This window comes from Citrobacter freundii ATCC 8090 = MTCC 1658 = NBRC 12681 (assembly GCF_011064845.1).
In the GTDB taxonomy this organism is placed as follows: domain Bacteria; phylum Pseudomonadota; class Gammaproteobacteria; order Enterobacterales; family Enterobacteriaceae; genus Citrobacter; species Citrobacter freundii.
This window is the reverse complement of sequence record NZ_CP049015.1, coordinates 4,387,854-4,402,826: the sequence shown is the minus strand read 5'-3', so window position 1 is coordinate 4,402,826 and position 14,973 is coordinate 4,387,854. Positions and strand designations below refer to the sequence as shown.

Genomic DNA, 14,973 nt, shown 5'->3' with positions numbered 1-14,973 from the left:
ACCCTGGGGCTTGCTCCGGGGTTTTTCTTATCTGCATATTCAAGATTTTACCAGGGATAAAACTATGAAACTCTTTGCTCAGGGTTCTTCACTGGATCTCAGCCATCCGCACGTCATGGGGATTTTGAACGTCACGCCAGACTCATTTTCCGATGGTGGAGCGCACAACTCTTTGGTTGAGGCGGTAAAACACGCAAACCTGATGATTAACGCCGGGGCGACTATCATTGATGTGGGTGGTGAGTCCACGCGTCCGGGCGCGGCTGATGTGAGTGTGGAAGAAGAGTTGCAGCGAGTGATCCCTGTGGTGGAGGCGATTGCTCAGCGTTTTGAAGTGTGGATTTCGGTTGATACCTCAAAGCCCGAAGTGATCCGCGAATGCGCCAGAGTTGGCGCGCATATCATCAATGACATTCGCTCACTCTCGGAGCCTGGAGCGTTGGAAGCCGCAGCGGAGACCGGATTGCCGGTTTGCCTGATGCATATGCAGGGGCAGCCGAAAACCATGCAGGAAGCGCCAAAGTATGAGGATGTTTTTGCTGAGGTAGATCGTTACTTTGTTGAGCAAATAGCACGTTGCGAGCGGGCTGGAATCACAAAAGATAAATTGTTGCTCGACCCCGGGTTCGGATTCGGTAAAAATCTCACTCACAACTACACATTACTGGCACGTCTGGCGGAGTTTCATCATTTTAATCTGCCGCTGCTGGTTGGGATGTCACGAAAATCAATGGTCGGTCAGTTACTGAATGTGGGGCCATCTGAACGCCTGAGCGGTAGTCTTGCGTGCGCGGTGATTGCCGCAATGCAGGGGGCGCAGATCGTTCGTGTCCATGACGTCAAAGAAACCGTAGAAGCGATGCGTGTGGTGGAAGCCACATTGTCTGCAAAGGAAAAAAAACGCTATGAGTAATCGTAAATATTTTGGCACTGATGGGATCCGCGGTCGCGTAGGTGATGCCCCAATTACTCCTGACTTTGTGCTCAAGCTGGGCTGGGCTGCAGGGAAAGTGCTGGCTCGTCATGGTTCACGTAAAATTATTATCGGTAAAGATACGCGTATTTCCGGCTATATGCTGGAGTCCGCGCTGGAAGCGGGCCTGGCAGCCGCCGGACTCTCAGCCTCATTCACAGGGCCAATGCCAACACCTGCCGTTGCTTATTTGACGCGTGCTTTCCGTGCTGAGGCCGGGATTGTTATCTCCGCTTCGCACAACCCATTCTATGACAATGGGATTAAATTCTTCTCCATCGATGGGACCAAACTGCCGGATGCGGTTGAAGAAGCTATCGAAGCCGAAATGGAAAAAGCGATCACCTGCGTGGACTCGGCTGAACTGGGTAAAGCTACCCGTATCGTTGATGCCGCCGGTCGCTATATCGAGTTTTGCAAAGGCACCTTCCCGAACGAACTGAGTCTGAGTGAGCTTAAAATTGTGGTGGATTGCGCTAACGGTGCAACGTACCACATTGCACCAAATGTACTGCGTGAGCTGGGTGCAAACGTGATTGCCATTGGCTGTGAGCCAAACGGTGTGAACATCAATGAAGAAGTCGGCGCCACTGACGTCCGTGCCCTGCAGGCGCGCGTGATTGCGGAAAAAGCCGATCTGGGTATTGCACTGGACGGCGATGGCGACCGCGTCATTATGGTTGACCACGAAGGCAATAAGGTCGATGGCGATCAGATCATGTACATCATCGCCCGTGAAGCCCTGCGTCAGGGACAGCTGCGTGGTGGTGCGGTAGGTACGTTGATGAGCAACATGGGCCTCGAGCTGGCGCTGAAACAGCTGGGTATTCCTTTTGCTCGGGCGAAAGTTGGCGACCGCTATGTGCTGGAAAAAATGCAGGAAAAAGGCTGGCGTATCGGTGCCGAAAACTCTGGTCATGTGATCCTGCTGGACAAAACCACCACTGGTGACGGCATCGTGGCGGGCCTGCAGGTGCTGGCGGCGATGGTGCGCAACCATATGAGTTTGCACGACCTGTGCAGCGGCATGAAAATGTTCCCACAGCTGCTGGTTAACGTACGTTACACCGCAGGTAGCGGCGATCCGCTGGAACATGAAAATGTGAAAGCGGTGATGGCGGAAGTGGAAGCGGCGCTGGGTAACCGTGGACGCGTCCTGCTGCGTAAGTCTGGTACCGAACCGTTAATTCGTGTGATGGTTGAAGGTGAAGACGAAGCGCAGGTGACTGAATTCGCCCACCGTATTGCTGATGCTGTGAAAGCGGCGTAATCCCGAAGAAAGTGAGAGCCGGAGTCTGAGACTCCGGCTTTTTTTTTACTGTACGGCAAGCGGCTGTTTACGTCGGCGCTGCCAGAAATAACCACCGACCATCAGTAGTACAAGGGCTGCCAGCCACGGCAGAACCGCCAGCAAATGCCCAGACCGGGCAAAGGTTAGCGCAATCATCAGTAGCCAACCGCCCAGCATCGGAATCGCGGTGCGCTTAACAATATCCACAGGCGAGACGCCTGCAATCCCTGCGATAGCAATGATGACGCCGGCAATCGGCGATAACGTACGACCAATACCCGCCGATATCTGGATAGGCAACATCATGACTGCGATATCGCTACCGATATGACGGCTGATCTCCGGCACCATGGGTGCGAAGGAGAAAAATGCCGCATTCCCGGAGCCCATCAGCGCTGAAATAGCGAAGGTGATCAGGGTCATCAGCAGGATAATAGAGGCGGCGCTGAGGCCAAATTCGCCAGAAAGCGACAGCAGCGCGTCGACGGCGCCAATGGCTTTCAGCCCGGCGGAAAAAACTTCACCGGCGATAATCAGCGTCACGACGGTGGCAAAAACGCTGCCCATGCTGTCGAAAACCTTTTGTACGCCAGCCATCACCTCGCGCGCTTTGCGATGACGGTAGTACTCACAAACCAGCGTAATAGCGAGGCTTATCAGTACGGCGGTATCCAGCGTAATCTTAAGCGAGCTAAATACTAAATCGCTACACACCAACATCAATACCAGCGGCAGCATAGGCAGAAACAGCCAGGCGATAGGTGCGTCGGCTTCATCAGTTGCCGTTAATGTCTGCATCTGCTGAGCTGCATTGTCGCCACTTTCCCGACGGTCAAAAAAGCGTTGCACAACAATATGCAACAGGGCGATGAAAAGAATGACGGGCACAACGATCGGCAACTGATCCTGCACAAAATAGTTCACCACCTCAATACCTGCGGTTTTGGCGGCGAGAACCGAGTTGCCGGATCCTGGGCCAAACTCAACCGCACAGGTACTGGCGATAACTGCGGCAACTGCGGCGCGGCTACAGCCAAGACGGGTAAGCAATGGGTAAAGCGTCGCCATCAACAGCAGACCCAATCCGGTGGCGCTGCTGATAAACAGCGACAGGAATTGGCCTAATAGCAGTGCCAGTCCCAGCAGCAGATAAGGCGAGTTCAGCCGTTGTAAAGGACGAGATGTTACCCGAACCAGTACCTGGCTTGCGCCAATGGCTGACATGTACGTGGCGAAACCACCAATCAGCATAATTTGCAGCCCGAGGCCGCCGAGACGCACACTCAGGGTATCGCGGATAAACTCAAAGGCGTCAAAGGGGCCAAATCCGGTGCTCTTTTTCACCAGACCACTGAGTGAGGTCATTCCACTAAAATGCGCGATAAGCAACAGCACAATCCCGGTCAATAACAGTACCGACTGGGGGTGATATTTTTTGAGGATCAGACGTCCGGCAAAAATGATGGCGATTAGCGCCAGTAGTAATGACATTCTTGCCCCCTTACTCGAAGTTGCCGGTAACCAGGCACTCGCCATCCCGCAGCAACGGTTTACCCGCGGCAAACAGATGGGCCAGCGAGAGGTCATCATTGAGTACACAGATATCGGCACGTTCTCCGGCGCAGAGCACGCCCCCGGAAATACCCAGCGAGCGCGCAACGTTTGCCGTCAACATTGCGATGGCCTGCGGCACCGGAATACCGACATTAATCAGGCGAGGAAGTAGGTTAAGATTGCCTGCGACCGGTGCCGCGCTTAAACCTTCAACGATACCCTGAGCGTTAAAGCGCGGAACGCTGCCATTGCCGTCAGAACTGATCGTGATGCGCTCCGCCGGAACCTGTGCTTCGAGTGCGTGGAGAATCGCTTGCTCCTGAGGCATAAAACGACTGCCACCGGACGTAACATCGATATGGCCGCCGCGGTGGGCGAAAGCAATAGCCTGTTCGAACAAGGGCTCTGTTCTTGCAACATGGGTCGGTGAAATATGGTGAATCGGAATACCCGCATCACACAACTCAATAAGTTGCGACATCCCTTCCGGCAGATTCCCCAGGTGCACATGCAGCAAGCCCTTTTTCCCTGCCAGCAGGGAAGCGACGCGAATATCGCTCACTATCCTCAGCAACTCCTGGAAAGAGGGGTAAGAACCGCGGTGATCGGCGAGGGCGATTTTTACACCAAGAATTGCCGGAATAAAGGCCATATCATCGCGGATGGATCGCGTAATGGTTGGGCTGGGAACGGCGTAGGCTCCCGTATGCATAAACGCGCGTAATCCCTCAAGGTTGAGAGACTGCATTTTAGCGTAGAGGTCTTTGGGCGAACGAGAAATGGCATCGGTGCCTAACACGCCAACCACCGTGGTAATACCCGCTTGAATCAGATCGCGCAGCTTGACGGCGGGTGTCCGACTGGCAAATCCGGCTTCGCCACCGCCACCGGTAAGATGAACATGCTGATCGATGATGCCAGGGATAACCCATTTACCCCGACAATCGATGACCTCGTTGACGCCATCAAACAATGAAATATCTTTTTCTACCGCCACAATTCGGTCGGCATGAATGAGCAGGGAGCAGAGGCCTAAATCCTCAGGAGAAAAAACACGGGCATTGGTCAATAAAGTAAACATAGCGGTCCTGTCAAACGTCGAAGGTGAGAGTCGGCAGGTGAAACGGAATATTGTTGTTATGATGCCCACCATAAAGCCATTACTATAACTATGACTATTACCGATTTGTTATTGGAGGATGCGGTTATGGCATGGCGGAGAGCACAACGTGGATTGTAAGTGGCTGGAAGATTTTCTGGCCTTGAGCCAGCATGGAAACTACTCTCAGGCCGCGGCGCAGCGGCATATTACTCAACCTGCGCTGAGTCGGCGTATAAAAGCGCTGGAAGAGGTGCTGGCCGTGCCTTTGTTTGATCGGACAACGACCCCCGTCACGCTGACGCGCTATGGTGAACGCTTTGAACCTTATGCCCGGCACGTCCTCAGTACGTTAACAGAGGCACGCCATGAGCTGTCGGCGATGACGCCAGCAACGGATAACACGCTGGTGATGGTCAGCCTGCATACGCTGTCGGTGAATATCCTGCCGGATATGATCAACTACCTGCGACAGAGTGAGCCGCAGTTAAACTTTACGGTAAACGCCAGTATCCAGGGGATAGACAACCACTTCAATGCCCTGATAAACCGGCAAATTGATATGCTGGTGACTTACGATTTGCCCTCTTCACAACCAGGGCTGGAGATTGCCGGAGGGTTAAAACGTTCACTATGGCGGTATGAGCGATTTATTCCTGTGATTTCTGCACAGTTGGTGGATACGCTTGACGATCCGCATACCCCGATCCCCTGGCTATGTTACAGCGACTATACCTTTGTCAGACGTATTATTGATCTTGCAGAACAACGAGTGCGACCACGGTTGAAAAAAGTGTTTGAGAGTGGTTTAAGCGAAACGATACGAGAAATGGTGTTGCGCCATATGGGAATGGCCTGGTTACCTGAATCGATGGTGGCGGAAGAGTTGGTGAATCAGCAAATTATTCACTGCTGGCCACAAAATGCAGATCTGATTTGTGAAATCCCCGTTGTGGTATGGGCGAATCTTGACGATCAACGCGCCGTCATGCAGAGATGCTGGGAGAAGTTGCTGCGTTTTTGATTGATATGGCGATTTTTTCTGCAGTTGATACAATGCTAACAAATTGCCCTTGCGAAGGTTATTCGCTTTGGTTAGTATTCACACCCGCTTCAGTGGGAAACAGTAAATATTCCCGCTTTAATGGTCGAAGCATTGTACGCGGCAACTCCGCAAGGAACAGGTTGATTATGCACGAAGCTCTTTTAGTAGTTTTCCTTATTGTGGCAATTGGCCTGGTAGGCTTGATCATGCTGCAGCAAGGCAAAGGCGCTGATATGGGAGCCTCTTTTGGCGCAGGCGCTTCTGGTACTCTGTTTGGTTCAAGTGGTTCTGGTAACTTCATGACCCGTATGACAGCTGTATTGGGAACCTTGTTCTTCATTATCAGTCTGGTGCTGGGTAACATGAACAGCAACAAGACCAATAAAGGAAGTGAGTGGGAAAATCTGAGCGCACCGGCGAAAACCGAGCAAACTCAGCCAGCTGCTCCGGCTCAGCCGACCAGCGATATCCCACGCTAAGTATTCTGTACCGAGGTGGTGGAATTGGTAGACACGCTACCTTGAGGTGGTAGTGCCCTAACGGGCTTGTGGGTTCGAGTCCCATCCTCGGTACCAAATTCCAAAAAAAAGACGCTGCAAAGCGTCTTTTTTTTCGTCTGTTATTTGTGGCTGTCCTGTAGGTCGGATAAGGCGTTTACGCCGTCATCCGACATTATTACAACGCCTGATGGCGCTACGCTTATCAGGCCTACATTCCGCACATAAAAAAGGCCGCTTTCGCGGCCTTAAGATGGTGTATCTTTACTTCGCCTTATTTTCCAGATTCTCAACCTGCGGCAGGCCGGTTGTGGAAGAAGCGGTCAGCAGACCAGACTGCGCATAGCCGAACAGCTTCTCGCGGGTATCGGTGATATCCAGATTACGCATGGTCAACTGACCGATACGGTCGTCCGGAGAGAATACGGAATCGCCTTTTTCCATCGTCAGACGTTCTGGTTTATAAGTCAGATTGTCAGATACGGTGTTGAGGATCGAGTAGTCATTACCACGGCGCAGTTCCAGCGTCACTTCACCGGTAATCTGGCTGGCAACCCAACGCTGCAGACCGTCACGCAGCATCAGCGCCTGAGAGTCGAACCAGCGGCCCTGATACAGCAGACGACCAAGCTGGCGACCATGTGCGTGATACTGCTCGATGGTATCCTCGTTGTGAATACCGGTCAGCAGACGCTCGTATGCGATATGTAACAATGCCATCCCCGGGGCTTCGTAGATGCCACGGCTCTTCGCTTCAATGATGCGGTTTTCAATCTGATCGCTCATACCCAGACCGTGACGACCGCCGATACGGTTGGCTTCCAGCATCATCTCAACGTCGTCGCTGAAGGTTTTACCGTTCAGTGCAACCGGATGACCCTGTTCAAAACGCACAGTCACTTCTTCTGCCGGGATCTTCACGCTCTCATCCCAGAACTTCACGCCCATAATTGGGTTGACGATTTTGACGCTTGAGTTCAGGAATTCCAGATCTTTTGCTTCGTGGGTCGCCCCGAGCATATTGGAGTCTGTTGAGTACGCTTTCTCAACGGACATCTTGTAGTCGAAACCACAGGCAATCATAAATTCGGACATCTCATGGCGACCGCCGAGTTCATCGATAAAATCGGTATCCAGCCATGGTTTATATATCTGCAGTTCGGCGTTGGTCAGCAGACCGTAACGATAGAAACGTTCAATATCGTTACCTTTATAGGTGCTACCGTCACCCCAGATATTTACGCCATCTTCTTTCATGGCGGCAACCAGCATGGTGCCGGTTACGGCACGGCCCAGCGGGGTGGTATTGAAGTAGGTCAGTCCGCCAGTGGTGTTGTGGAATGCACCGCACTGAATGGCAGCGATCCCTTCGGCAACGAGCTGCTTACGGCAATCTACCAGGCGAGCATTCTCAGCACCATATTCCATTGCACGGCGAGGAATGGCGTCATAGTCATCCTCATCCGGCTGGCCCAAATTCGCAGTATATGCATATGGGACAGCCCCTTTTTGTCGCATCCACAGCAGTGCTGCACTGGTGTCCAGGCCGCCGGAAAAAGCGATACCAATACGTTGACCTACCGGGAGATGCTTGAGAATCGTCGTCATAAAATAAAACCCTGCTTGATAGACTGGTGAAGAGGTCGCTTATTATGCTAATTGCATTTTTATGCAAAATAAATGAGTTTTCATTTAATCATCTTTTCTGGATGACAGGAAGAGTTTAGTGATAATTTCGTTAAATAACGGCGTGGGTGGCATATTTATCTTGCTGGGCTGGCGCTGGGCAGCATTCATTGATTTGCATAGTCGTAACAAGGTTGACATAACGCATAGTGAATCAATATACTGTGCGCAGATTTTACGTCCCGTCCTCGGTACCAAATCCCAGCAGTATTTGCATTTTTTACCCAAAACGAGTAAAATTTGCCACGTTTCAGGCGCGGGGTGGAGCAGCCTGGTAGCTCGTCGGGCTCATAACCCGAAGGTCGTCGGTTCAAATCCGGCCCCCGCAACCACTTTCCCTTAGAGTTCTTTTTCAAATATACTGTGAAGACTTAGGCCTTCGTAGCTGGATTTGAAAAAAATTCTTTCGGAAGGTTCTCCGAACCGCAGGTGCGGTTATAGGGTTCAGTTATCTAAAGCCCCGATTTATCGGGGTTTTTTGTTATCTGACTACAGAATAACTGGGCTTTAGGCCCTTTTTTTATGTCTTGGGGGTGGGCTTGTCCACATTAGAGCAAAAATTAACAGAGATGATTACAGCGCCAGTTGAAGCCCTGGGCTACGAACTGGTCGGCATCGAATTTATTCGTGGTCGCACATCCACACTGCGCATCTATATTGATAGTGAAGATGGCATCAATGTTGATGATTGTGCTGATGTGAGCCATCAGGTAAGCGCCGTGATGGATGTCGAAGACCCAATCACCGTTGCCTATAACCTGGAAGTCTCCTCTCCGGGTCTCGACCGTCCTCTGTTCACAGCTGAACACTACGTGCGTTTCCTGGGTGAAGAAGTCACGCTGGTTCTTCGTATGGCGGTACAAAACCGTCGTAAATGGCAGGGCGTTATCAAAGCGGTGGACGGTGAGATGATCACGGTCACAGTCGAAGGCAAAGATGAAGTGTTCGCGCTGAGTAATATCCAGAAGGCGAACCTGGTTCCCCACTTTTAACAGTCTGGATTGAGGTGAAAAGCCCGCGATGAACAAAGAAATTTTGGCTGTTGTTGAAGCCGTATCCAACGAAAAAGCGCTGCCACGCGAGAAAATTTTTGAAGCACTGGAAAGTGCGCTGGCTACAGCAACAAAGAAAAAATATGAGCAAGAGATCGACGTTCGCGTAGAAATCGATCGTAAAAGCGGTGATTTCGATACCTTCCGTCGTTGGGTAATCGTAGAAGAAGTTACTCAGCCGACCAAAGAAATTACGCTGGAAGCGGCACGCTTCGAAGACGAAAGTCTGAACGTGGGCGAATATGTTGAAGATCAGATTGAATCTGTCACCTTTGACCGTATCACCACCCAGACCGCGAAACAGGTTATCGTACAGAAAGTACGTGAAGCTGAACGCGCAATGGTTGTCGATCAGTTCCGCGAACACGAAGGCGAAATCGTCACCGGTGTGGTAAAGAAAGTAAACCGCGACAACATTTCTCTGGATCTGGGCAGCAATGCTGAAGCTGTTATCCTGCGTGAAGACATGCTTCCGCGTGAAAACTTCCGCCCAGGTGACCGTATTCGTGGCGTTCTGTACTCTGTACGCCCGGAAGCGCGCGGTGCGCAGCTGTTTGTAACCCGTTCCAAACCGGAAATGCTGATTGAGCTGTTCCGCATTGAAGTACCGGAAATTGGCGAAGAAGTTATCGAAATTAAAGCGGCTGCCCGTGATCCGGGATCGCGTGCGAAAATCGCCGTTAAGACCAACGACAAGCGTATTGATCCGGTCGGCGCCTGTGTTGGTATGCGCGGTGCGCGCGTTCAGGCGGTTTCTACCGAACTGGGCGGCGAGCGTATCGATATCGTCCTGTGGGATGATAACCCGGCGCAGTTCGTGATTAACGCAATGGCGCCAGCAGACGTTGCTTCTATCGTGGTGGATGAAGACAAGCACACCATGGATATCGCGGTTGAAGCCGGTAACCTGGCTCAGGCGATTGGACGTAATGGTCAGAACGTCCGCCTGGCTTCACAACTGAGCGGTTGGGAACTCAACGTGATGACCGTTGATGACCTGCAGGCGAAGCATCAGGCTGAAGCACATGCAGCCATCGATACCTTCACCAAATATCTCGATATCGATGAAGATTTCGCGACCGTTCTGGTGGAAGAAGGTTTTGCGACGCTGGAAGAACTGGCCTACGTGCCAATGAAAGAGCTGCTGGAAATTGACGGCCTGGATGAACAGACCGTTGAAGCGCTGCGCGAGCGTGCTAAAAACGCACTGACCACTCTGGCACTGGCCCAGGAAGAAAGCCTCGGTGATAACAAACCGGCTGACGATCTGCTGAATCTGGAAGGATTGGATCGTGAGATGGCCTTCAAACTGGCGGCCCGTGGTGTTTGTACGCTGGAAGATCTCGCTGAACAGGGCATTGATGATCTGGCTGATATCGAAGGGTTGACCGACGAAAAAGCCGGTGAGCTGATTATGGCTGCCCGTAATATTTGCTGGTTCGGCGACGAAGCGTAATAAACTGTAGCAGGAAGGAACAGTATGACAGATGTAACCGTAAAAACGCTGGCTGCAGAGATACAGACTTCCGTGGATCGCCTGGTACAGCAATTTGCTGATGCCGGTATCCCGAAGTCTGCTGACGACTCTGTGTCCGCACAAGAGAAACAAACCTTACTGGCGCATTTGAACCGTGAAAACGGCTCAGCGCCGGATAAGTTGACATTGCAGCGTAAAACGCGCAGTACTCTCAATATTCCAGGTACCGGTGGAAAAAGCAAATCGGTACAAATCGAAGTCCGCAAGACACGCACCTTTGTGAAACGCGATCCGCAAGAGGCTGAACGCCTTGCCGCGGAAGAGCAGGCGCAGCGTGAAGCGGAAGAGCAAGCCCGTCGTGAGGCAGAAGAAGCTGCCAAACGCGAGGCGCAACAAAAAGCCGAACGTGAGGCCGCAGAACAAGCTAAGCGTGAAGCCGCTGATAAAGCGAAACGTGAAGCTGCGGAAAAAGACAAAGTGAGCAATCAACAGACCGACGATATGACTAAAACCGCCCAGGCCGAAAAAGCCCGCCGTGAAAATGAAGCCGCAGAACTGAAGCGTAAAGCGGAAGAAGAAGCACGTCGTAAGCTTGAAGAAGAAGCGCGCCGCGTAGCGGAAGAAGCTCGCCGTATGGCGGAAGAAAACGAGAAAAATGGTGTGAATAACGCTGAACCTGTTGAAGATACCAGCGATTATCACGTCACCACTTCCCAGCATGCTCGCCAGGCTGAAGACGAAAACGATCGTGAAGTCGAAGGCGGCCGTGGTCGTACTCGCAGCACGAAAGCCGCGCGTCCGGCGAAGAAAGGCAACAAACACGCTGAATCTAAAGCTGACCGTGAAGAAGCGCGTGCAGCGGTTCGCGGCGGCAAAGGCGGTAAGCAGCGTAAAGGTTCCGCTCTGCAGCAGGGCTTCCAGAAGCCAGCTCAGGCCGTTAACCGTGACGTTGTGATCGGCGAAACCATCACCGTTGGCGATCTGGCGAACAAAATGGCGGTCAAAGGCTCTCAGGTCATCAAAGCGATGATGAAGCTGGGCGCAATGGCTACCATTAACCAGGTCATCGACCAGGAAACCGCACAGCTGGTTGCCGAAGAGATGGGCCACAAAGTTATCCTGCGTCGTGAAAACGAGCTGGAAGAAGCGGTAATGAGCGACCGTGACACCGGTGCTGCGGCTGAACCGCGCGCACCAGTTGTGACCATCATGGGTCACGTTGACCACGGTAAAACCTCCCTGCTGGACTACATTCGTTCCACGAAAGTGGCTTCTGGTGAAGCGGGCGGCATTACTCAGCACATCGGTGCGTACCACGTTGAAACTGACAACGGTATGATCACCTTCCTGGATACCCCGGGTCACGCCGCGTTTACCTCCATGCGTGCTCGTGGTGCTCAGGCAACGGATATCGTTGTTCTGGTTGTTGCAGCAGACGACGGCGTGATGCCACAGACCATCGAAGCTATCCAGCACGCGAAAGCGGCGGGTGTGCCGGTGGTGGTTGCAGTCAACAAAATCGATAAGCCGGAAGCGGATCCGGATCGCGTTAAAAACGAACTGTCCCAGTACGGCATCATGCCGGAAGAGTGGGGCGGCGAGAGCCAATTCGTTCACGTTTCTGCGAAAGCGGGTACCGGTATCGACGAGCTGCTGGACGCTATCCTGCTGCAGGCCGAAGTACTGGAACTGAAAGCTGTGCGTAAAGGTATGGCGAGCGGTGCGGTTATCGAATCCTTCCTGGATAAAGGTCGTGGTCCGGTTGCTACCGTACTGGTGCGTGAAGGTACGCTGCACAAAGGCGACATCGTACTGTGTGGCTTCGAATACGGTCGCGTTCGTGCTATGCGTAACGAACTGGGTCAGGAAGTACTGGAAGCAGGTCCGTCCATTCCGGTGGAAATCCTCGGTCTGTCCGGTGTTCCGGCTGCAGGTGACGAAGTTACTGTCGTTCGTGACGAGAAGAAAGCCCGTGAAGTTGCACTGTATCGTCAGGGCAAATTCCGTGAAGTTAAACTGGCTCGTCAGCAGAAATCTAAACTCGAGAACATGTTCGCTAACATGACCGAAGGCGAAGTTCACGAAGTGAACGTCGTCCTGAAGGCTGACGTTCAGGGTTCTGTAGAAGCGATTTCCGACTCTTTACTGAAACTGTCTACCGACGAAGTCAAAGTGAAGATCATCGGTTCTGGCGTAGGTGGTATCACCGAAACCGACGCGACCCTGGCTGCGGCATCCAACGCGATTCTGGTTGGCTTCAACGTCCGTGCTGATGCCTCTGCACGTAAAGTTATCGAATCTGAAAGCCTGGATCTGCGTTACTACTCCGTCATCTATCATCTGATCGACGAAGTGAAAGCAGCGATGAGCGGCATGCTGTCTCCGGAGCTGAAACAGCAGATCATTGGTCTGGCTGAAGTTCGTGATGTGTTCAAATCACCGAAATTCGGCGCTATCGCAGGCTGTATGGTTACCGAAGGCACGATTAAACGTCACAACCCAATCCGCGTTCTGCGCGACAACGTGGTTATCTATGAAGGCGAGCTGGAATCCCTGCGTCGCTTCAAAGATGACGTTAACGAAGTCCGTAACGGCATGGAGTGTGGTATCGGCGTTAAGAACTACAACGACGTTCGCGTTGGCGATATGATCGAAGTGTTCGAGATTATCGAGATCCAACGTACTATCGCTTAATCTTCGTCGTCTTTTGGGCCGCAATTTGCAGCCCAAAATCCTTAGAAGATGATTAGGTGTAGGCCGGGTAAGCGAAGCGCCACCCGGCAAGAAATTTAAAAAGGGGCTGATAGCCCCTTTTTTGTCTTTATTCTGGAGAATTTATTATGGCGAAAGAATTTGGTCGCCCGCAGCGTGTCGCGCAAGAGATGCAGAAAGAGATCGCACTCATCCTGCAACGCGAAATCAAAGACCCGCGTGTTGGTATGATGACCACCGTATCGGGTGTTGAGATGTCTCGTGATCTGGCATATGCCAAAGTATTCGTGACTTTCCTCAACGATCAGGACGAAGCTGCTGTGAAAAACGGCATCAAGGCACTGCAGGAAGCCTCTGGTTTTATCCGCTCTCTGCTGGGTAAAGCCATGCGTCTGCGTATCGTGCCTGAGCTGACCTTCTTCTACGACAACTCGTTGGTTGAAGGGATGCGCATGTCCAATCTGGTGACCAGCGTGGTGAAACATGACGATGAGCGTCGTGTGAACCCAGCGGACGACAGCAAGGAGGACTGATGAGTCGTCCTCGTCGTCGTGGTCGCGATATTCACGGTGTCCTGCTGCTGGATAAGCCGCAGGGCATGTCCAGCAATGATGTACTGCAAAAAGTAAAGCGCATCTACAATGCCAACCGCGCGGGACATACCGGCGCACTGGATCCGCTGGCGACAGGCATGCTGCCAATCTGCCTCGGTGAAGCGACTAAGTTTTCACAGTATTTGCTGGATTCTGACAAACGCTATCGCGTGGTTGCCCGTCTGGGCCAGCGTACAGACACTTCCGATGCCGATGGGCAAATCGTGCAGGAACGTCCGGTAACCTTCACCGCAGAACAACTGGCGAGCGCGCTGGAAACTTTCCGCGGCGATATCGAGCAGATCCCGTCAATGTATTCGGCGCTGAAGTATCAGGGTAAGAAGCTGTACGAATATGCGCGTCAGGGTATTGAAGTGCCGCGTGAAGCGCGACCGATTACCGTCTATGAGCTGCTGTTTATCCGTCACGAAGGTAACGAACTGGAGCTGGAAGTTCACTGTTCCAAAGGCACCTATATTCGCACCATTGTTGACGATCTGGGTGAGAAGTTGGGCTGCGGCGCGCACGTCACGTATCTGCGTCGTTTGACGGTCAGCAAGTATCCGGTGGATCGAATGGTGACGCTGGAACATCTGCGTGAGCTGGTTGAACAGGCCGAGCAGCAGAACATTCCGGCGGCACAGCTGCTTGATCCTTTGCTGATGCCAATGGACAGTCCAGCATCGGACTATCCTGTTGTTAATTTGCCTTTAACATCCTCGGTTTACTTTAAAAATGGTAACCCGGTACGGACGTCAGGCGCGCCGCTGGAAGGGCTGGTCCGCGTGACGGAAGGCGATGACGGCAAGTTTATCGGCATGGGGGAGATGGACGATGAAGGTCGTGTCGCCCCCCGTCGCCTGGTGGTTGAGTATCCTGCATAGCGCTCTCTGTCTTGCGATAAAAGGGCGCTGCGAGTAGAATACTGCCGCTTAACGTCGCGTAAATTGTTTAACAATCTACGCGACGTATACACAAAATCATTCGAGCTGCA

Annotated in this window: 12 protein-coding genes and 2 tRNA genes; 11 read left to right on the top strand and 3 right to left on the bottom strand. The window is 52.4% G+C overall.

Features of this window, described 5'->3' with window-relative positions; genetic code table 11:
• The first annotated feature begins 64 nt into the window (after positions 1-64).
• Positions 65-913: a dihydropteroate synthase gene (folP, locus tag G4551_RS21155; RefSeq protein WP_003025010.1), complete on the top strand. Its 849-nt coding sequence runs from the start codon at positions 65-67 to the stop codon at positions 911-913.
• On the top strand, positions 906-2,243 hold the full coding sequence (glmM, locus tag G4551_RS21150; protein ID WP_003025008.1) for a phosphoglucosamine mutase: 1,338 nt from the start codon (positions 906-908) through the stop codon (positions 2,241-2,243). Before folP ends, glmM begins: the two co-directional genes overlap by 8 nt.
• A 45-nt stretch (positions 2,244-2,288) precedes the next feature.
• Here the strand turns inward: glmM and dcuC are convergent, their stop codons facing one another.
• A complete protein-coding gene (gene dcuC / locus G4551_RS21145; protein WP_003839962.1) occupies positions 2,289-3,755 on the bottom strand; it encodes a C4-dicarboxylate transporter DcuC in 1,467 nt (488 codons plus the stop codon).
• 10 nt (positions 3,756-3,765) lie between these two features.
• Positions 3,766-4,899, bottom strand: coding sequence for a beta-aspartyl-peptidase (iadA, locus tag G4551_RS21140; RefSeq protein WP_003839963.1), 1,134 nt, complete (start codon positions 4,897-4,899; stop codon positions 3,766-3,768).
• Positions 4,900-5,047: 148 nt separating this feature from the next.
• Between iadA and G4551_RS21135 the strand changes: the two genes are divergently transcribed.
• From G4551_RS21135 to G4551_RS21125, 3 genes are all read left to right on the top strand, one after another.
• Positions 5,048-5,941 carry a LysR family transcriptional regulator gene (locus G4551_RS21135; protein ID WP_032941118.1) on the top strand — a complete coding sequence of 298 codons (894 nt, stop codon included), beginning with the start codon at positions 5,048-5,050 and terminating at the stop codon, positions 5,939-5,941.
• 167 nt (positions 5,942-6,108) lie between these two features.
• Entirely contained in the window at positions 6,109-6,441 is a 333-nt protein-coding gene (gene secG, locus G4551_RS21130) for a preprotein translocase subunit SecG (RefSeq protein ID WP_003025000.1), read from the top strand.
• A 9-nt stretch (positions 6,442-6,450) separates the two neighbouring features.
• Positions 6,451-6,537: transfer RNA gene (locus G4551_RS21125), tRNA-Leu, on the top strand.
• 186 nt (positions 6,538-6,723) lie between these two features.
• On the opposite strand, the gene argG is transcribed toward G4551_RS21125, so the two are convergent.
• Positions 6,724-8,067, bottom strand: coding sequence for an argininosuccinate synthase (argG, locus tag G4551_RS21120; RefSeq protein WP_003024998.1), 1,344 nt, complete (start codon positions 8,065-8,067; stop codon positions 6,724-6,726).
• Positions 8,068-8,400: 333 nt separating this feature from the next.
• Between argG and G4551_RS21115 the strand changes: the two genes are divergently transcribed.
• The 6 genes from G4551_RS21115 to truB all read left to right on the top strand — a co-directional run bounded on the left by G4551_RS21115 (position 8,401) and on the right by truB (position 14,863).
• Positions 8,401-8,477 (top strand) — tRNA-Met (locus G4551_RS21115).
• 207 nt (positions 8,478-8,684) lie between these two features.
• Positions 8,685-9,137, top strand: a complete 453-nt coding sequence (gene rimP / locus G4551_RS21110; RefSeq protein ID WP_003024996.1) for a ribosome maturation factor RimP — start codon at positions 8,685-8,687, stop codon at positions 9,135-9,137.
• Between the two features lie 28 nt (positions 9,138-9,165).
• Positions 9,166-10,653, top strand: coding sequence for a transcription termination factor NusA (gene nusA, locus G4551_RS21105; RefSeq protein WP_003024992.1), 1,488 nt, complete (start codon positions 9,166-9,168; stop codon positions 10,651-10,653).
• A gap of 24 nt (positions 10,654-10,677) precedes the next feature.
• Complete coding sequence (gene infB / locus G4551_RS21100; protein WP_003024990.1) at positions 10,678-13,368, top strand: translation initiation factor IF-2; 2,691 nt, start codon at positions 10,678-10,680, stop codon at positions 13,366-13,368.
• A gap of 146 nt (positions 13,369-13,514) precedes the next feature.
• Positions 13,515-13,919 (top strand): 30S ribosome-binding factor RbfA, encoded by a 405-nt coding sequence (rbfA, locus tag G4551_RS21095; RefSeq protein ID WP_003024988.1) that lies wholly within the window; start codon positions 13,515-13,517, stop codon positions 13,917-13,919.
• The gene (truB, locus tag G4551_RS21090; protein WP_003024986.1) at positions 13,919-14,863 is read left to right on the top strand and encodes a tRNA pseudouridine(55) synthase TruB; all 945 of its coding nucleotides are present in this window, start codon (positions 13,919-13,921) and stop codon (positions 14,861-14,863) included. Before rbfA ends, truB begins: the two co-directional genes overlap by 1 nt.
• Positions 14,864-14,973: the final 110 nt, after the last annotated feature.